Origin of the sequence: Gallibacterium genomosp. 2 (assembly GCF_000771895.1) — a bacterium.
Lineage (GTDB): Bacteria > Pseudomonadota > Gammaproteobacteria > Enterobacterales > Pasteurellaceae > Gallibacterium.
Map to the genome: position 1 here is coordinate 1 of NZ_JPXY01000035.1, position 18,331 is coordinate 18,331.

The 18,331-nt window shown below is 39.2% G+C and carries 22 protein-coding genes and 1 tRNA gene; 9 read left to right on the forward strand and 14 right to left on the reverse strand.

Annotated features, from left to right (window positions below; translation table 11 throughout):
* The coding region (locus tag P375_RS07760; protein WP_280643111.1) for a S6 family peptidase at positions 1-2,996 on the reverse strand (2,996 nt) is incomplete at its 3' end.
* Positions 2,997-3,376: 380 nt separating this feature from the next.
* Between P375_RS07760 and P375_RS07765 the strand changes: the two genes are divergently transcribed.
* A tRNA-Val gene (locus P375_RS07765) sits at positions 3,377-3,453 on the forward strand.
* A gap of 203 nt (positions 3,454-3,656) precedes the next feature.
* Positions 3,657-4,646 carry a tyrosine-type recombinase/integrase gene (locus P375_RS07770; RefSeq protein WP_039135885.1) on the forward strand — a complete coding sequence of 330 codons (990 nt, stop codon included), beginning with the start codon at positions 3,657-3,659 and terminating at the stop codon, positions 4,644-4,646.
* Here P375_RS07770 and P375_RS07775 read toward each other — a convergent pair.
* Genes P375_RS07775 through P375_RS07800 form a run of 6 tightly spaced genes read right to left on the reverse strand, consistent with a single transcriptional unit; the run spans position 4,635 to position 8,639 of the window.
* Positions 4,635-5,102: a hypothetical protein gene (locus P375_RS07775; RefSeq protein ID WP_039135887.1), complete on the reverse strand. Its 468-nt coding sequence runs from the start codon at positions 5,100-5,102 to the stop codon at positions 4,635-4,637. The two genes, P375_RS07770 and P375_RS07775, sit on opposite strands and share 12 nt — an antisense overlap.
* A 39-nt stretch (positions 5,103-5,141) precedes the next feature.
* Entirely contained in the window at positions 5,142-7,577 is a 2,436-nt protein-coding gene (locus P375_RS07780) for a replication endonuclease (protein ID WP_039135888.1), read from the reverse strand.
* A 4-nt stretch (positions 7,578-7,581) separates the two neighbouring features.
* Entirely contained in the window at positions 7,582-7,854 is a 273-nt protein-coding gene (locus tag P375_RS07785) for a hypothetical protein (RefSeq protein ID WP_039135890.1), read from the reverse strand.
* A complete protein-coding gene (locus P375_RS07790) occupies positions 7,854-8,108 on the reverse strand; it encodes a hypothetical protein (RefSeq protein WP_039135891.1) in 255 nt (84 codons plus the stop codon). Before P375_RS07790 ends, P375_RS07785 begins: the two co-directional genes overlap by 1 nt.
* 19 nt (positions 8,109-8,127) lie before the next feature.
* Positions 8,128-8,460 carry a hypothetical protein gene (locus P375_RS07795; RefSeq protein WP_039135892.1) on the reverse strand — a complete coding sequence of 111 codons (333 nt, stop codon included), beginning with the start codon at positions 8,458-8,460 and terminating at the stop codon, positions 8,128-8,130.
* A complete protein-coding gene (locus P375_RS07800) occupies positions 8,460-8,639 on the reverse strand; it encodes a hypothetical protein (RefSeq protein ID WP_039135893.1) in 180 nt (59 codons plus the stop codon). Before P375_RS07800 ends, P375_RS07795 begins: the two co-directional genes overlap by 1 nt.
* A gap of 118 nt (positions 8,640-8,757) precedes the next feature.
* Here P375_RS07800 and P375_RS07805 point away from each other — a divergent pair, with 118 nt between their 5' ends.
* The 7 genes from P375_RS07805 (at position 8,758) to P375_RS07830 (ending at position 11,196) form a co-directional block, all read left to right on the forward strand.
* The gene (locus tag P375_RS07805; protein ID WP_039135894.1) at positions 8,758-9,165 is read left to right on the forward strand and encodes a helix-turn-helix domain-containing protein; all 408 of its coding nucleotides are present in this window, start codon (positions 8,758-8,760) and stop codon (positions 9,163-9,165) included.
* Positions 9,166-9,167: 2 nt separating this feature from the next.
* A complete protein-coding gene (locus tag P375_RS07810) occupies positions 9,168-9,449 on the forward strand; it encodes a hypothetical protein (protein WP_039135895.1) in 282 nt (93 codons plus the stop codon).
* A gap of 125 nt (positions 9,450-9,574) precedes the next feature.
* Positions 9,575-9,748, forward strand: a complete 174-nt coding sequence (locus tag P375_RS12390; protein ID WP_155275410.1) for a hypothetical protein — start codon at positions 9,575-9,577, stop codon at positions 9,746-9,748.
* Complete coding sequence (locus P375_RS07815) at positions 9,699-10,502, forward strand: DUF6414 family protein (protein ID WP_039135896.1); 804 nt, start codon at positions 9,699-9,701, stop codon at positions 10,500-10,502. Before P375_RS12390 ends, P375_RS07815 begins: the two co-directional genes overlap by 50 nt.
* Before the next feature lie 10 nt (positions 10,503-10,512).
* Positions 10,513-10,716 (forward strand): hypothetical protein, encoded by a 204-nt coding sequence (locus tag P375_RS07820; protein ID WP_039135897.1) that lies wholly within the window; start codon positions 10,513-10,515, stop codon positions 10,714-10,716.
* Positions 10,709-10,990: a type II toxin-antitoxin system RelE/ParE family toxin gene (locus P375_RS07825; protein WP_013747273.1), complete on the forward strand. Its 282-nt coding sequence runs from the start codon at positions 10,709-10,711 to the stop codon at positions 10,988-10,990. The genes P375_RS07820 and P375_RS07825 overlap by 8 nt, the downstream gene beginning before the upstream one ends.
* Before the next feature lie 20 nt (positions 10,991-11,010).
* A complete protein-coding gene (locus tag P375_RS07830) occupies positions 11,011-11,196 on the forward strand; it encodes a hypothetical protein (protein WP_039135898.1) in 186 nt (61 codons plus the stop codon).
* 342 nt (positions 11,197-11,538) lie between these two features.
* Here the strand turns inward: P375_RS07830 and P375_RS07835 are convergent, their stop codons facing one another.
* Genes P375_RS07835 through P375_RS12775 form a run of 7 tightly spaced genes read right to left on the reverse strand, consistent with a single transcriptional unit; the run spans position 11,539 to position 18,317 of the window.
* Positions 11,539-13,140: a hypothetical protein gene (locus P375_RS07835; RefSeq protein WP_039135899.1), complete on the reverse strand. Its 1,602-nt coding sequence runs from the start codon at positions 13,138-13,140 to the stop codon at positions 11,539-11,541.
* Between the two features lie 3 nt (positions 13,141-13,143).
* The gene (locus tag P375_RS07840) at positions 13,144-13,728 is read right to left on the reverse strand and encodes a hypothetical protein (protein WP_039135900.1); all 585 of its coding nucleotides are present in this window, start codon (positions 13,726-13,728) and stop codon (positions 13,144-13,146) included.
* Positions 13,725-14,477, reverse strand: coding sequence for a hypothetical protein (locus P375_RS07845; RefSeq protein WP_039135901.1), 753 nt, complete (start codon positions 14,475-14,477; stop codon positions 13,725-13,727). Before P375_RS07845 ends, P375_RS07840 begins: the two co-directional genes overlap by 4 nt.
* 39 nt (positions 14,478-14,516) lie before the next feature.
* Complete coding sequence (locus tag P375_RS07850) at positions 14,517-15,353, reverse strand: hypothetical protein (RefSeq protein ID WP_039135902.1); 837 nt, start codon at positions 15,351-15,353, stop codon at positions 14,517-14,519.
* Between the two features lie 55 nt (positions 15,354-15,408).
* The gene (locus P375_RS12625) at positions 15,409-15,681 is read right to left on the reverse strand and encodes a hypothetical protein (protein ID WP_039135903.1); all 273 of its coding nucleotides are present in this window, start codon (positions 15,679-15,681) and stop codon (positions 15,409-15,411) included.
* A complete protein-coding gene (locus tag P375_RS07860; protein ID WP_052121819.1) occupies positions 15,662-16,309 on the reverse strand; it encodes a DUF4376 domain-containing protein in 648 nt (215 codons plus the stop codon). The genes P375_RS12625 and P375_RS07860 overlap by 20 nt, the downstream gene beginning before the upstream one ends.
* Position 16,310: 1 nt before the next feature.
* The gene (locus P375_RS12775) at positions 16,311-18,317 is read right to left on the reverse strand and encodes a phage tail protein (RefSeq protein WP_052121820.1); all 2,007 of its coding nucleotides are present in this window, start codon (positions 18,315-18,317) and stop codon (positions 16,311-16,313) included.
* Positions 18,318-18,331: the final 14 nt, after the last annotated feature.

Sequence of the window (18,331 nt, forward strand, 5' to 3'; positions counted from 1 at the left end):
TCAGCTTGTTTTGCTTGTAATTCTGCTGCTTTTTCTTTTATTCTCTCTTTTATATTTTCCGGAGCATCCGGATTAACATAAGGATTTGTTAAAACAATGGCATCTAAATTCTTTTTAGCTTTATAACGCCAAGCTCCAGCATCAACATAAGGTTCACCATTTTCACTATTTTGCAAAATAAATGTGAAATTATTTTCTTCATTTGGATTAAACTGAATCAGTGTAAGTGAATCTGTTGTAGATAATGTTTTTGCTTGATCTTTAACTAATAAAGTTAAAGATCCTCGCAGTGCTCCGTTAACTATTAATTTATTTCCTAATGAGGAACCTATGTTTGTATTAAAATCTAAGACACCTTGCCCATTGAGATCATTTTGAACAATTAAATTAGTATAACCATTACGACGGCTTTTTAGTACAATATGAGCATTATCCTCTAAAGTTAAATAACCTACTTGACTGTTTTGTGTTAATTCCCACAGACTATTGGAAAAAAGATTTATATGTGTTCCTGCTTTAGCAATAGCCCTTCCTTGAAATATTACATTACTTAAATTAGCTGTACTTTCATTGTCTAGAATAATATGTCCTTTCACTAATGTTTGAGGAATAGTATTTAGAACCTCTTGAGAATAATTTGGTTTATTGCATTGTGTATTACCATTATAGTTTGAACGATAACAAACATCCTGCCCTGACTGATATCCTAAATTTAAAACAGCTTTGTCAGTTACTGAAAAGATCGTATTTACTTCACTAACATTACGACCAATCGTCAAAGTAGCACTGTTTTTAACTATCATTGCTGACGTAGTATGAGATGTATTTATCCACTCATTATCCAATATCACTTCTTTATTATTAATGTCTCTTGCGTGTGGAACTGGACGCCCAGAAATAATAACATTGCCCTCTTCAACCTCTAAATTACCATTCAAATTTATCGTTCCATTAAGTAAAAGTGTTGAATTAGCTATTTTGGGGCGATAAATAACATCTAATGCTCCATTACTACCTTTGTTAAAATCAGTTTCTCCTAAAGTTCCTTCAAAAGTTTTATAACGAAATTCTGTTGATGTATTTTTACTATCAACAATAAATTGCATAGCTGTTGCTTTATCACTGCTGATAAACTTCCAATTTTTTGAACTATCTTGATTGGTTGGATAGTATCTCCAAGGTTCATCACCAACTAACACAAAATAATCTGTTCTGCCAGCAGCCCATTGATTTTTATATTCATACAGATCTTTACCTTTTTCTCCGTGTTGTCCCCATTGTATCTGATCAGCAGTGAAAGGTTCTGTTCCTGTAAGTGTTAGTGTTGCACCTATGTTAGTATTATGGTTAACAATCTGTGCCCCAGAATCACTATGGCGAATATATTGCATAGTTAAGCTATTTCCATTTAAATCTAGACGCCCACCACGAAAACCAAAATAAAGATTATCAGGATTAATTTGATCCTCACTATTTAAAGTTAAAATTGGTCGCCCACTAGTGATGCCTACTTTATTGAATGCCTGTTTTAGCCCATTCTCATCTTCACGCTGATTAAAAATAACAGTGCCATCACCGATACTGATATCCCCTAAATTCTTGCCTTTACCATTTACATAAAGCATTCCAGCACCAATTTTTGATAAACGGTCATTTTCTGGATTTTTCACTTTCCATACAACATACTTCCCTTCGGCTATGGAAATACCACCACCAAGCCAAGTTTGATCTTCTTTTGGTGCAACTGTAAAATTGGTATTAAAATAAAGTGCTCCCGCTCCTTGATTAATATCTTGGTTTAGGATTAATTTTCCATCAGTATCACCATTAAAAATTACATCTTGTCCATAATCAATTGATGGACGAGATTGGTGACTATCATTGGCGGATAAAGATTCATTATATAAATTCACTTTTAATGATGCTTGCTCAGAATGAATATGGCTTGTTGATTTGTCATTATCATCTACTGCCCACTCCCATTCTGTATTTGTATTATTTTGAACAATGCCAGCAGTAAACTTATCCTTAACCAATTTAATATAACCTGGGTAATGTATGTTAAAAACAGTGATATACGGTGCATTAGGCGGTTGTGTTCCACCAATTAATACACCAACAGCCACCCATTTCTTTAACTTAGAATCATAACCCAGTAATGGTGAACCGCTATCTCCAGCATCTCCCCACGTTGGCATTACTCCATAATCAGTTCCAAATAAGCTTCTTGAATCCTGTACCCAAGTGTTATCCGGTAATTTGTTTCCTTTTGACCATAATGTATGCCCTTGCACTGAATGAACACCTAGTATTCCACCACCTGTTAGAAAATTATAAGCATCAGTTATGTTTGTAATCTTATTTTCTACTAGATCATAAACAGATTGATCTCCACTTCCTACACGGACATAACTTAAAAAACGTCCACTACCATTAATGCCATAAGTGTTATAATTTTCTTTATCATTATTTTCAATAAAAGCATCTGTTACCGATATAGGCGCAACTTCTGTTACTAACTTATGCAAGCGCGGAACGTGATAATCTGTTTCGTATGCCCTAGGTTTTTTTAAGTATCCATTTTCTCCTGACGTCATTTCATTCCTGCTAGTCAGTAAATAATCAAAAGTATGAGAATCAGGTTTATTATCCTGATCACCAAATTGGACACTGCCATATCCTCTATTATGTTGAACACTACTTACAAAAGCATTATCAATTAATGAGGCAAATCCACCATTTTTGTTAGCGATGTTTAAGTCAGGCATAGGTATTCCTTGCATCATTATCCCAATTTTTTCATTATTTTTATTAAAAATAGGAATATTACTTGCACCAACTGTAAATTGACCTTTATTTTCTGCAAAATCACGGAAATATTGATAATCAATATCCGCACGAACTCGAGAAGCATTTGCCACCGCACTTGCTAAAATAGATGAAACAAAAAATGCAACTTTAGTATATTTAAATCGAAGAATAGAGTGTAATAGCATAAATTTTATTAGATATTAAAAAAAGTGGTGAAGTATATAGAATCTCAAATAAAGAATTGAATAGATAAGATATTTTTCATTAAGATTTTTATATAGTTTTTCATAAAAATGAAAACTTGATTATAAATATATAATTTCTTTTTCCAATACATATAAATATTAAATAAATGAAAGTTTTCATTAAAAAGATCAAAGTTGATGGATTTTTGACTACTTACTATTTCTTCTAAAGAAGACAAATTTAAAAAATATGATTTATAACAATTCAAATCTAAACTTTTTGATAAAAATGCTATCTTTTTAAGCGATTGATTCTTTTCTATTAAAAAATCTTTTGCAATTCTTTTTTTTCACTCTATAATAACGTCCGTTTTTACAATGCGACCGTAGCTCAGTTGGTTAGAGCACCACCTTGACATGGTGGGGGTCAGTGGTTCGAGTCCACCCGGTCGCACCATTGTAAAAAATCCATCCTTTTTAGCTTTGTGATCTGTTGCTTTTTATTATAATAAAGTGTTGATTTATAACGCTTTTTGTTGCTTTTGTTACTTCTATTTTTTCCGTTGTTGTGATCTGGTTTTGCGTGTAATAACATCAAATTGCACCAGAATTACAATCGGATTACACCGCTTTTCACAAGTTAAATAGGATATTTTCAATATGGCAACCTTTATTAAGCGTAATGGGCGTTGGCGCGCTCAAATCAGAAAAAAAGGCGTTTCAAAATCTAGAACTTTTCGCACTAAATCAGAGGCGATTGTTTGGGCTAATAATATTGAGGCTCAAATCGACACCGGTTTATACCTTGATGTGGTTGATGTGCCATTTTATGCGGTGATTGACCGTTACATTGAAGAAGTGACACCACGAAAACGTGGGGCAAGAAAAGAGGCGCAAGTGCTTTGTCGTTTTCAGCGGTTGCCTGTCGCTCAAAAGTCGCTTAAAGATATTTCTGACCTTGATTTTATTCGCTGGCGTGATGACCGGCTTAAATCGGTTTCTCCGTCAACTGTTCGTCGTGAATGGTCGACATTAAGCAATATTTTCAATGTCGCTATCAATGAATGGAAACTGTTGCACGCCAACCCAATGAAAGGCATTAGAAAACCTGCCGCTGCCAAACCTCGTACTCGCCGTTATAGTCAAGCGGAAATCAAGGCGTTGCTTGATAATTCGGGCTTTTCATTTGATGAGGTGCCAACTACCGCCACGGCAAGAGTCGGTGCAGCGATTTTGTTCGCCATTGAAACGGCAATGCGTGCCGGTGAGATTGTCGGCTTAACCTGGAATAATGTTTATTTTGAAGACCGCATTGCACACCTGCCGCAAACGAAAAACGGCTGGTCGCGTGATGTGCCGCTTTCTAAAACGGCAATTGCTATTTTGCAACTGCTGAAACAGATGCGGCGTGATGATAGCGTTTTCCAGTTAAAATCCTCTCAATTAGATGCGTTATTTAGAAAATTAAAAAAACGGTTAATGATTGATGATTTGCATTTTCACGACACCCGGCGTGAGGCATTGACAAGGTTGGCAGAAAAAGTTGATGTGATGACGTTGGCCAAAATTTCGGGGCATCGTGATTTGTCTATTTTGCAAAACACCTATTATGCCCCTGATATGAAAAAGGTTTCGTTATTACTTGATTAATGCTTCTCTATATGCCAATTTTGTGGCTGCCTTTTTCTTCGCTCTGCGTTTGGCAAAGGCAACCACTTCTCCAGCCATCCAACGTTGTCGCGGTTTTGGCTCTGGTTTTGTTTTCTGTTCTGATTTCGTTTCTTGCTCTGCTGTTGGCTTTGACTCTTGCTCTGCTGTTGGCTTTGACTCTTGCTCTGCTGTTGGCTTTGGCTCTTGCTTTTTCTGTGCCTTCACCTCTATTGCTTTTGGAAAATCCGGATCTGCAAAAATCACTCGATACAAATGCCCTTGCGAGAATTGGAAATAATCGGCAACATTCTGCACTGTCCATAGTTCGGTGCTGGTTTCATCCACTTCTTTTGAGCGGATTAAAAATTCTATCACTCGCAATTTGTCATCCATTTTTTTCAATTTGTTCCAAATCATTTCATTAGTGATAGCTTGTTGATTGTTTTCTTGTTGCATTTTTTACTCCTATTGTTGCATTAAAGTTAATCAATATTTTTAAAAAGATACTTCTTCGCTAATATTTAGTGTGTTTTTGTGGCTTCTTGCCCATTCTCGCAAGCGTTGCTCGCTGTCATTTTCTGAATTTGGTTGTAAATCAAACATTAATAACCGTTCATTTTTTAACTGAATGTATTGTTTTCGATTAATAATTAGCCTATTTCCCTCCATTAAGTAATTGATATGTGCATTTGTACAGTATCCTAAAAGCTGTTTTAGCTCATTTTTTAGTTTTTGTTTAATTTTTAGGCGGTTACAGTTACTGACACAAGTCCTAGGGCGGGCAAGCCCGCCATTGTTTAATTCGTGCCACGTGACAACGTCATTTTCTTCTATCACGTCTTGCACTTCTGCTGATGCGTCACTCTGCGTGCTGATTTGCTGCTCTTCCGCTGTTTTTTTGACGATGCGCCATTTTTTTGTCTTGGTGTAGACAATTTCCGGATTGACAACCTTTTTCGGATTTTCTTGCACGCCAACTACTTTTCTATAGGTTAAGCCGTCTGCGTTCGGATCACTGTCAATGTAGTGCAGTACAATTTGTTGTTCTTTACGACTTGCACCTGCGCCACCCTGCAACTGCAGCATTGAGGCAAAATCGCCCACGTCGGCAATGGCTCTGCCTTTGTCAATCGTGTCATTCTCTTGCTTTTTGGTTAATTTGCGTAATTCACGCCATACACCAATGCTTGCCACACCGAAGAATTGAAATTGACGAATACCCCAAATGCTCGCCCACGCATTGGCGCGTTTAGCGTTGTCTTTGAAGGTGATGTCGGCTTCATCACTCATTGCGTTATCTGTGGCAAAGCCGTCTAAGTTTTTTTGTAAATATTTCATTATGTAACCTACGGCGGAACGTTTCGGATTGCCGGTTTCAACTGCCATTACTTTAAAACGGTGTTTTTCTGCGCCTTTTTCGTCGCCATCTTCTGCAAAAGCTTTTTCTTTAAAAATGGTTAAGGCTTGTTCCGCTTGATACGGCTTGAAGTAAACCAATAAATGCCAATGCGGCGTGCCGTCGTGATGTGGTTCGGCAACACGCACGCCGCTCAAGCTGATATCGTGCTTTTTTAGCAAGGAACGATATTGCGTCCACACTCGGTTAAGATATTGGTGCGTTTGTTTCGGGCTTGCGCCGTTGTATTTTTTATTGTCTGTACCGTTGATTTTTTTAGCGTGATATTTTGATGGGGCGGTCAAGGTGATAAAGTAACCTTGCAAGCCGTTTTCTTCCGACCACTCTTCGATACCCTTAATCTGAACGGTCATCTCAATGCGGCGAATTTGTGGATTACTGCAAGAACGTTGATACATACTTAATAAATCGGCGCGTTCATCCGGATCATCAATGTTTTCTAATGCCATTGATTTTAGAAAATCAAAATTGCTTTTTTTGGCTGCGCGCCATTCGGAAAAGCATTGGTTTGATACATAAGGTGCTATTCTTTTTTGCACTTCTCCAGCGGCGATAGCAACGTGTTCAAGCTGTCTTCTGTGTTCTCGATATAGACGGCGTTTCCAGCGGTCTTCTTTGCTGATGGTGATCAAGGCTCTGTCTACCTGTTCCGGCTTTAACGTGCCGGTGCGGCGGTATTGTTCCCATTTTTGAATGGGCAAACCGATATTTTCCAGCACTTCACCGCAACGGTGATATAGTGCTAAAAAGATTTCGTTTTTTTGTTCGTTGCTGTAAGCCTCGTTTTTTTCGGCTTGTTCTTTGATGAATTGATATTGCATATCGCTTAACTTTAACGCCAATAATGCCGCCAATTCGTCGAGGCGTTTTGGCGTGAGTAGAAAAAAGGGTAATCGGCTATCTTTCAACGCTTTTTCTTTTTTGGCGTGCTGTTTTGCCTGATCTGCTTGCTCTTGTTGATGCAATTCGTACAGTTCGTTTTGGTATTCTGCGTTGATTTCTGCCACTTGTTCCGGCGTTAAGCGTTCACGGCTGTTAAGCTGTTTTTCGTAACGTTGCCTTGCCGTTTGCAAGGCTTTTTGTTTAGCTTCTTCCATTGCTTGGTCGTATTCATAAGCAAAGCCTTTAGCGTCCAGCCAGTTTAAATTGATGTGATATTGTGACAACACCAATGCGAGGCGATGCTCGACAAATTCGCGTAAGGTTTCGTTAGCGTGTTTGCGTTGTTTGTTGCCAACTTTGTAGGCTATTGAACCGTCATCTTTAACAGATTTATATGCCTGCACGTATAGTTTGCGAAAATGCTCTCGCTGTTGCTGACGCGGTAAAATTTCAATCCACTTTTCAACGCTGCTTAAACTTTCCGGCGACAACAACATAATTTCTTGTTGTGCCGGGGTAAGGTGAGGTGCTGACAACGATCTCTGCGTTGCTTTCGGCATAGCGTCCGCTATAACGGGCGATTGCTCGTTATGGCTTGGCTTTGCCTGCTCCTGCTGTCTGCACCCAAACATTGCATTACTCCTCTGATTGCAATCTTATGCGTTCATTTTTGAACTGTTCTGCTAATTCAATGAATTTGTTGATTTGTGCTTCCAGCGTATCTTCTGCCGTTGCTAACTCACCGGCAGTGAGGCTTAATAGCATTAGATTAGGGCTTTTAAATTCAGTGCTATGCACTTCTTTCCACATCCCTAAATTTAGATCCAGGCGGTAAATAGTTTGTTGATAACCGGTTGATGTGGCTTCAATTTTGATGCGGTCGGTGCTGTCGATAAAAATGGCTTGCATTAGCGCACCTCCTCACTGTTTAAGGCGACAATCGTTTTTTTCAAGGTTTGCAATCTGTTCAGCTCTTTGAGGTGATATAGTGTCAATTCCTGTGCTTGCTCGTCGTCAATATTTTGCATTACGTCTTCAAGGCAAAATTTCACGACGCTGCGACGGTGATCGATTAGTCTGTTGAGTTGCGGTAAGTTAATATGACAAAGCACTGTGCGTGCCGGTTTAATATGATCATATGCTGCGTTAATTTGTACTTTCATTCTCTCACCTTGTTTTGTATTAATAGAACATTCTTAAATTTAAGTGTTGTGGGTATTTGTGGCGTAACCTTGACAACATTGCCACCGCTTCACCAATGCGTTTACGCTCTTCCGGCTCAAACTCGGAAAGCAGCTCTCGTGTTGGTAAATCTGCCAAACTGCATAGCAAGTTTTTTTCGGCGTGGGAGTTATGTTTGTAACAACACTCGACCAAATCGCCCGGTTCATCTAGCTTTTCTTGTCGTAACTTAGCAAAATAGCCGGTTACTATGGCTTTGTGTCTTGCCTCCGCTGTTTGTCCGCTTGTTTGTGGCAAGCGGAAAAATGGAGTGTGTGTGGTTGTTTGCATCATCACTTTCTCCACCCATCAGCCGACTTTAAAAAAATGCCGCGTGCGTTTAACGCATCTTCTAACAAGATATGCGTCATATTTGCTACAGTGCGGCGTTCCTCTTTCGCAAGCCGCTCAACGGCGACACTCGTCGCTCTGTTTAGTCGAACTATCGGCGTACTTTTAGCCTTGTTTTCCATTGGAAATCCTCCCCTTTTGTGCTATGTTTGTTTCTGTTGTAACTAATGTTGCTTTAATTTACTTTATTTAAATTATAATTTAAAAGATTTAAATTGTAAATAACATAGGAGTACCTCTGTGAAAAACACTATTGAAATAAATTCATCTGAAATAGTGGATCGTATGAAAAAAATTTCTAATGTATTTCAGGACAAAGAACTCGCGGAAATTTTAGGGCTTACGGCTGCATCAATAGTTTCTTGGAAAAAGCGAAACACAATCCCACTAGAAAATCTGATAAAAATTTCCAATCAATTTAATGTTTCTGTGGACTTCTTACTGTGGGGAGAACAAACAGAACAGCTCTCTACTCAAGAAAAAATGGCATTGATTGCGTTTAATGATCTTGATGAAAGAGGGAAAGTAGATGCAATAGCCTATATGTCAGGCATTAAAAATAAGGCTGCTTCTATTTCCCAAACCGTGCAAGGCTCTTCCAACAATGTGGTTGGCAATGGGAATATTCATATTATAAAGGATAAGTAAAAATGTCTGATAAAATTGAGCAAAAAGTGCAAGGGAATAATAACAATATTCTTGGCAAGAATGGAGATATAAAAGTAACTCGTTCTCCAGTAAAGGTTCCTGTTTTTTATGAATTTCAGAATACTTGCGTTGATAGTGTTGATGTTGATAGCGAAATTGATCATTACTTAAAAAATGGGTGGGAATTAATAGGAATGGAGTCAATTAATGGTGTAGTTAGACGACGCGGGAAAATTCTTTATTCTCCAGTGAAGTTAAGGTTTAGAAGAAAAATTAATTATTAATGATCAGTTGTAGCTGCTTTTATTGGGATGTAAGGAGATAAAATGGCAAAGAACAGTGATTAATTTTTATACATATTCTAAATGAGCTGTTTACGGTATAATGACTAAAAAACGAGGAGGTTATTATGTCGAAAAAAAATCAGTTTTTAAAATTTGAAAAATATCAAGAGAAAGAGGTTTATCAAGATGCTGTATTGCATCTTGCTGAAACTGAACAACGATTAAAACAAAAACGCAAGGAGTTTGAAGATGTCAAACAATGTGGAGCAAGACTTACTAAACATAGATTTTCTTACTGATTTTATTTATATTGATGAAATTAAAACGCGAAATTTTCTTGCTCAATTTATTAATCAGGGCGTGCTTTCCTCTCTTAAAGAAGAATTTAGCGAAAGCGATTCCTATTCTTCAAAAGTTGGTCTCAATAACGTTTTTGTTGCTGAGAAAGGCGGACAACAACTAGACTCACAAAAATATTCTCGTGAATATGATGCCTCTTATTCTTTGCCGCTTACTTTACTAAACCTCTTAAGTCAACATAGTTTTATTAAAGATAAAATTACAGAGGCTGATATTGGAAATATTGTTCATATTTCTGGAGAATATCGAATCTTTGATATTTCTTTGTTAGATAAAGCTCTTCCTCTTTTGCAAATGATTACCGAAATAGATAGCGATAATAGTGAGGTTCCCCCTATTCATGTAATGTCTCAATTTATGCAGCTTTTCCCTAAAAGCTTGCAAATTGATATACGTGATGAATATGGACACCATTATTGGTTACCTTTAAAAAAAGAGGCGATGAGAATTAATCCTGAAGATATCGTGCTTTCTAATGGCGTCATTAATCGTGATCGTTGGCACGTTGTGGGCATTCTTGAAAACAAACCTGATAATGATCCAGCTATGCGAAAAGGCACCCAGCCTTATAAATTTTTAGATAATAAAGCAGATTTACTTCAAATGAGCTCCGCAATTAAGGAAATGATGGGGCGTAATATACACAGCTATTCGATTACCCCTATCTTAATCTTTAGAAAAATTTCAAAATAAGGAGATTGCAATGAAAAATTTAATTTCTTCTGTCGTTAAAGAAGATGGCTATGATGAATTTTTGACAAAGAAAATTGAACAAGGTAAGAAAGATATTGAAAATGGGCATTTTGTGACACTTGAACAATGGAAACTGGAAACCGAGCAACAACTTCAAAACAAGGCGACTGAACTAGAACAATTAAAACGCGAGGAAATGTTGGGATATGCTTAAAGCGTTTGTTATTTCCGAACAAGCAAAAAAGGATTTAAGTAATATTTTTGATAGTGTTTCGGATTATACCGGCTCTGTCACTTCTGCAGCAAAATTAAGGGAAGCATTTTTTGATAAATTTGAACTTATCCGCCTTTTACCCAAAACAGGCAAACAACGAAATGACGACACAAGAGAAACTTTCTGCCGTCATTATCGTGTTGTTTACCGTGAATTTGATGACCGAGTTGAAATTTTGACGGTTATTCATTCTCGCCGGAAGTATCCGCAATAACGAACAATTAGGAGATGGCAATGAAAATTTTAATTTCTCTTGCTGTTAAAGAAGATGGCTATGATGAATTTTTGGCGGGAAAAGTTAAAAAGGCAATTAGCAACGCCGACTCCTGCAATGTGGTAAGCTTTGATGATTGGCTCGCTGATATTAATCAGTTTTCTGATAAGTTGATCATTGAGCTTGAGCAAAAAATCTCACTATAAAACCTCACGTAATTTATTGTTTTCTTTTCTATTTCAATAATTTATCTTATTTCTTTTGTTTTTTTACTATTTCTTAAACTGAAAACCGCTGTAATTCACTGAAAAAATTTCAGTTAAGATCGTTTTAACGTGATCTGTTTCACGCCGCTAACGACAAGCAACGGTGCAATATTGCCAACTGAAACTTAACTGAAAAAACATAAAAATTTATTATAAAAAACGAGGGTGAGCGAGTGAATTTTTCGTGCCGTACGTTTTGACGTGGAAAATTTTACGCAACAAAAAAGGGCTTGCGCCCTTTATATATGTTATTGTTTTTATTTATTATTTCTTGTTGGCCAACTATTCAATTATTGGCGTTAACTTCGCTTTCTCCGTTGTTGCTCTGCTTGACTGGTTTGCAAATGCTGATGATTGTGATGGCGTTGGCGAGCTGCCGTGAGTGTGACTTGCTGCAGTTGCGGCAACATCGGCAATAATCTGCAATGCTTCCTCTAAGATTCTGTAAATATTCTGCCCCTCTGAACCGGCGTAAGACTTCGGCGCAATGTGTCGGATTTTCTCCTCTGAAACCACCTGCATTAACCCACTTATGCGCTGCTCCAACGTACCACCAACGCCAACTGTCATATTGCTGGCACTGACTTGCGTAATATTGCCCACAACCGACGTTGTCAAGTTTCCGCCAACTTCCACTGTTTTGTCTGCGTCAATCTCGCTTGTGCTTGTGCCGATTTGCTTTGTTTCCGTGTCGGTTTTGATAACTCTGTTGAGCGATTTATCTGTGATGGTTTGATCTGTTTCACGTGTTTTATTGCCTGCTGCGTCTGTGCGTTCGTACACCTCCGGTCGTTGCTGCTTGAGCTGTTCGCCAATCGCTACCGCCGGCACGGTTTTGTCTTGTGCTAACATTGTGCGCACAAACGGCATATCCTGCCGACCATAAGCAAAGCCCAGTTCGACAATCGTCCCCACTTCCGGAAATGCAAAATCACCGCCCTGCGACCCTGTACTGGTTACCGGCAACGGCACTGCGGAATAAACGCCGACCTTTTCATCGTTGCCGTTTTCATCCAGCAACTGCACCTCCACCGCATACTTCGGGCGAAATGGATCAGATATATCACCGCCTGCACTTGCGTCTGCAACACCAACAATTCTTGCCAGCCGTGGCAAGTGATAACCACCTGCCAGTTCCGGAAACTCTTTCTCTATCATATTGCGCCCCGGTGATTTTCGTTCCGGCTTGCCGTTGCTGTCACTTTCTCGCCAATACAGAACCAACTCATCGCCGACTAATTCCGTTTTGCTGATCACTTGATTATTAATAATCGCACCCGGTCGGATTGCTGCATAAATTGGCAAGGTGATAGTATTGCTGCCGCTTGCTAGCATATCAGCACTGTCAACAGTAATGGCTCTGCTTGCCCAACGGCTGTCGTTATGACTGCCGACATAAACCGAACCGTCCGGCGACTGCTGCCAAATGTATTTGGGAATATTAAATAAATCACCCAATTTATTAATTAACTGATAGCCCGACCCCGAATGGGTAAAATTCGGAATTGGCGTGGTCGCATAAGATTGCGCCGGCGTTTTAACGGCTATTCCTGTTTGCTGTGTCACAAAAGCGCAAACATCGTTCAGCGTGGCGTGTCGAATAGAACAATTTAATGCACGCTCTAACTTAGCGGCATTTTCTTTAATCAACAATTTTTTATAGCCCGGCTGCTCGTCCTGCTCTTGCTCGACAAAACCCTGCAAATATTGATAAAAATAATCATAAGTGCCGACCTTAATCGTAACCGGCTTGCCGACAAAATCACCCTCATCTGCGGCAATCACTACATAGCCACGCCCAGTGTTATTCAGCTCCAGCACCACCATTAAATCGCTGATATGATACTCTTGCCCTGCTATCCAGCATTCTTTGATAATTTTCACTACTTAATCTCCTAAAGGGGTATTTTTCCCCAAATATTTATCAAACTTAGTTCGCAATGGATTTTCTTTATTTTGTGTTGATTGAGATTGCGTTGTCTGTGCTTGCGTGGCTTTCTCTTCGGTTTGTATCTTCGTTGTTGGCTTCTTTTTGCGCTGTTCTTTTTTCTCACTCACACTGTTGACCTCGCGCAATTTAAAAGAGACTTGCCACGCCAATAAATTAGGCTGCTCTACGGCGGAAATTTCCTCGCTGAACTGCACTTCACGCATATTTACCGCCTCTGCGCTGATAGCTGCAACACGATATTTCACCTGTTGCCCTTTGCTGTCGACCGCTTCCGCTAAATTAAACAGATCAGTAAGGTGCTGCTTGTCCCGATAGGCAATGTTTCCCACTACATCAATCTCTTTCGCTTTCACTCCCTTATCTGTTTTTTTGGTGCTGGATTTCTGTCCGCTCATATCTTTTTCCTCACGGCGCATACTGACGGTGAGAATAATATTTGACATATAGATCGGCTTGCCGTTTAGTGACAATTGCACTGACGGTCTACGTCGTTGATTTAATAACCCCACTGAAAAACTCATATGATCATCCCTCTAATATTTGATAAATCCGCGCCCACATAAACAATCAACGCGGTAAAAATATATTCTGACGACGGCGCACCGCTATTTAATCTTAATGCGATTTGCGCCAATTCGCCTGTTTCACAAAAGGCATAAACTTGCGCTTTCGTTGATAACAATTTATCCAGCTTTTGCTTATTCTCCGCTTCTCGCTGTTGCTTTTTTTTCAATAAATTTTTTATTAACGTTGACGGATCGCCACGCACTGCCATTGCAACCGCATTAGCGTTACGCATTATGCCGTTTAGCGTTTGCGCTGATTGCGGTGTAATATCCGCGCCCGGTGAAAAAGCCGGATAACCTACGGTTGGCGTTTTAACCATTTTTGTTGCCGCTAAATCTTTTTGTGATTTCGCATAGTCGTAAGACTGTTTAAACACTGGATCGGGCAACAACACCGCTACCTGCTCCAACTGTGCAATAAACGCATCAATATTTTGTGTTGTAATCATAATGCCGACCACATCCACACTGCCTGCCGGTCGGTTAGCGTCTGACTTGTCGACAAACTTATCCGCGATCGCCTTGATAGCATTTTGCGGCGACAAATAGCGACCGTCTTTGGTTTTGCTGCCGTGCGTCCAGTTATGCACCCCCAACTTCGTGCCGGCTACCGATAAATTTACCTGTTGCGCCTTGCCGCTTTGTATCTGTTTTAATTTTTCTTTCGTATCCTGATTAAGTTGCAAGGTTGCCAATCGCCACATAATATCTCCTAAAAAATAAGCGGAATATTCCGCTTATTATTAAAACTTATAAACCATATTATCTTGATAATTCACATTATGATTTACCCTTACATTAATTTTTTGTTCAACCGCATCAACAAAATGCCGATAATTTTTCTCCTTGTGTTTTATTAAAAAATCAATATAACGATTGAATTCACTTTTCGCAGAAGAAAACATAATAAAAGGCGGTCTGATTAATCGCATCAATTCCAGAAAATCAATTAAATCAAAATAGGTTTCTTTTTTATATGTTGACTGTTCGGTGCAGATATACGGCGGATCAAGTAAAAATAACACCTTTTCTTTGTGTCGGTGCTGATTGATTAAATCTTTAAAATCCATCCTTACAATATCCAACCCATTCAAATAATCGTCCGCAACTGGATAATCTCGCTTTGTCAAATTATTCCACAATGACTTTTTAAATAATGCCTCAAGGCTTTTAACATCGTTGCCACTAAATAACAACCAGCTAGTCAACGCCTTAATATCTTTATAACCATCAAAACGGCGAATAATATCAATAATTTCTTTTTTCTTTTCGTTTGATAATCTCGCTTCCGGCTTAACATCAATTAAACAATAGGCAAGTTGCTGTCTTAATTGATTGGTCTGTTTAATATTTGCCAATCTTTCCGCATAATTATCATAATCGTTAAAAATAACCCGCGCTTTTGAGCAAATATCTTTCGCATTTCCGGCTAATAATCCCGACCCTCCAAATACATCAATAATTGTCCAGCCTTCGCCATCATTATCAATATTTTCTATTAACGCCTTTTCAACCAGTTTTAAAAAATTCCGTTTTTGTCCGGTAAATGGTAACGGCGCTTTTGTGTATCGTTTACGCACTGAACTTCCCCTTTTATTGTTATTATTATTTTTAGCAATGCGATTAAATTAAAAATTAAATAGCCTCAAAATCCTCCGGATACTGTCGCCGTTTCAGCTCGCTTTCGTAAGCCGTCTGGCAATGTTTCGGGTCACGAAATAAGGCATTGACAAAGCGAAACCAAAAACGCCAACGGGCTTTTGGCTTATCGGCAAGTACCGCTCGGCGGTAGCAACGGCTGGAAAAGGTTTCATCCGCCCCACCGCCGGTTAAAGCATTAAACCATTGGTCGGTGGCAATCAAAACGTGATAACCCCAACGTTTAAATTTACTTTTGTGTTTGCGCATTTTTATGCTCCTCATATGTTTCTGACCAGCCAATCGACCAATCGTATTCAAGCGGTTTTTCGGCTTGTTCGAGTAAAATTTTGTGCATGTAGGCGTTCTCAAACATTGACTCTTTCAGCTTCGCCGCCGCATTCCACACCGCTTTAAATTTGTCAAAATCCAACGGTTGCGCCGTGTTGTCTGCGCAAATCAGGGTAAAAATACGTGGCTCTCCGTTGCTTTCGGTTTTGCCGTTTAAGTCAAAATCGGCTTTGATTTCTACCAACGTGGCACGCCCTTTTTCGTCTGTATCGACCCATTTGCCAATCTCCGGCACATACACACCGCCGTTTACACACGCATCGCGTTTAGTATTGATAGCGTTACGGATTTGTTGGCGTTGTTGGGTAAGTAGCTCGGCTTGTTTTGACTCATCGAGCCTCCATTTACCATCCTGCCAAATGTGCGAAAAGCTTGGAGCTTTGCCTGACCAACGCAATTTACCACTTTCCACCCAAACTGTACCGCCTCTTGTTATACTTTCAGAAATAGCATTAATCTCATCTTGTGTTTCTACCAGATAACATCCAACAGGAATTGGCTCAACTACATCTCTAAAACAATAATTGTTAATATCAAATAATCTCATATTAATTACTCCAACCGATGCAATGTACTTGTATAGTCACATTTGACCCTGAACAAAACACTTTAACTTGATTACCACTTAGGCTTACTATACCGAGACTGTATTTACCGACCCCAACATCTGTTGCCGTCGGTATATAAAAACCATTAAAAGATTCGGGCAACCAAAGTTCGGTATCTCTACTTATATTTACTTGCATGATAATTATTTTTAAACCAGAACCATCAGCCCTAATTGGTATTTTGAACACTTGCGCACCTAAATAATGATTGGGATACCAGTTGTCATAGGCTTTTGTTTTGTCCATAAATCTATCGCCAAGCCAGCCGTACATCCTTGACCAAATATTACCTTCGTGCGTCACAGTCATGACATGCTGACGACGGTCAGTGTTGTAATCGTTGCCAGGCGGTGTTGCAAAGATACGTAATTCATCAGCCCAACCCCCGACGTCAAATGCATGTAAAGATACTTGCGGATATCTCCCGTTATGATTTATAAAGTCGATTCCGCTTGCCGCTTGTCCTGTGCTTTTAATTGTTAACCAAGCGCCCGTGTTTTCTATCCCCAACCAGTTCATTGTATCGCCAGTTTTATGTACAACTTCATGGTCTATCGCTAATGTACCTGATTTAGCAGGTACAAAAATTTCGTGTGCATCTTGTGTCCAAAATTTCCACCGTTTATCTGGCAATGCTTCAAGCCTACTTAACCAATTACCAGCATTACCTTGCCTAATTACATCAAATCCTCCAAATTCGCTATTAGGTGTATTAACAGATATATATCTACCCGTTACGTTAATGTACGGCGCTGTTAAATTACCCGTTAGATTTCCCCCAGTTATCGGCAAACTTGCTGCTTTCGCATTACTTTCGGCTGTTTCGGCGCGTATATATGCATCTACAGCTTTGTCATAGGCGGTTTTAACCGCTTTACTGGTCGCCACCGTATCGCTGCTGGCTGAGGTGACGGAATCGGATTTTTTACTGCTTGGAATAGCGGCATTGGCGGTCGTTTGTGCCTTATTCGCCGCCGTTTGTGCTGCATTGGCTTCATTCACGCCATCCACCGCTTTGTCATAGGCAGTTTTAACGGCGTAACTTGTTGCTACTGTCTCTTTACTTGTTGATGACACCGAACTGGATTTTTTGCTTTCCGCAATATATGGCGGAGCGTTATCTGTTAAGCGCCTATCTGTAATTGTGCCGTTACTGGCAATATCTGCGATAATTTGCACATAGTGCTGGTAGCCATCCGATCCAACATAATCATTTTTACTTTGCGTTAAATATTTAATTTCGGTCTGATATGCACCGGTAACTGTGGCGTGATGACAAACATCAATATAGATTGATGCCGGTAACGTTGGCACGGTAACTTCTGCCGTCCGTTTAATTTCTGCTCTCACACCCTCAATATAAGCGCGACCACTATCTAGCGTGTAGACATTGCCGCTTTTACGTTTCAGCAAAAAGGCATTATCAAAAAAGACGGCTCGACCGTATAAGTCCCGATTTGTTAGACGGATTTTTTCATCAATACCGCTTAATCGCATTGTAAAATCAATTTGCCACGTTTCAGCGCTAACCGATACATTCGCTAATTCTTGCGCACGTGGAAATTCAAGCAATACGCTGCGAGTAATACTATTCCCTTGCTTCTGCTCTTTATTCTTAATTTTTGATGTTAGCCCGGTATAAATTCCGCAAGCTAATAAATTTTGTGATTTATTAACTAAGCCAACCCAGTTAAAGTCAAAATCGCCAATTTCAGTGCCAATAGTGACAGAATAAACAATTGCATTTTCATTCAGCGCACCGATTTGCGACACTGCTTGTCTATGTACTATTTTATTTGCTTGCGGTATTGTCAAATGACTATCTAAATTGCCATCATTCAACCCCGGGATATTGGCAAAAATAAACTCGTCAAAAACCACTGGAGTATGATTGACAACTGAATCTCTAATATAAGTTTCAAATGCTTGTGTTAGCTTGCTCGCCATAACTCACCTTATTA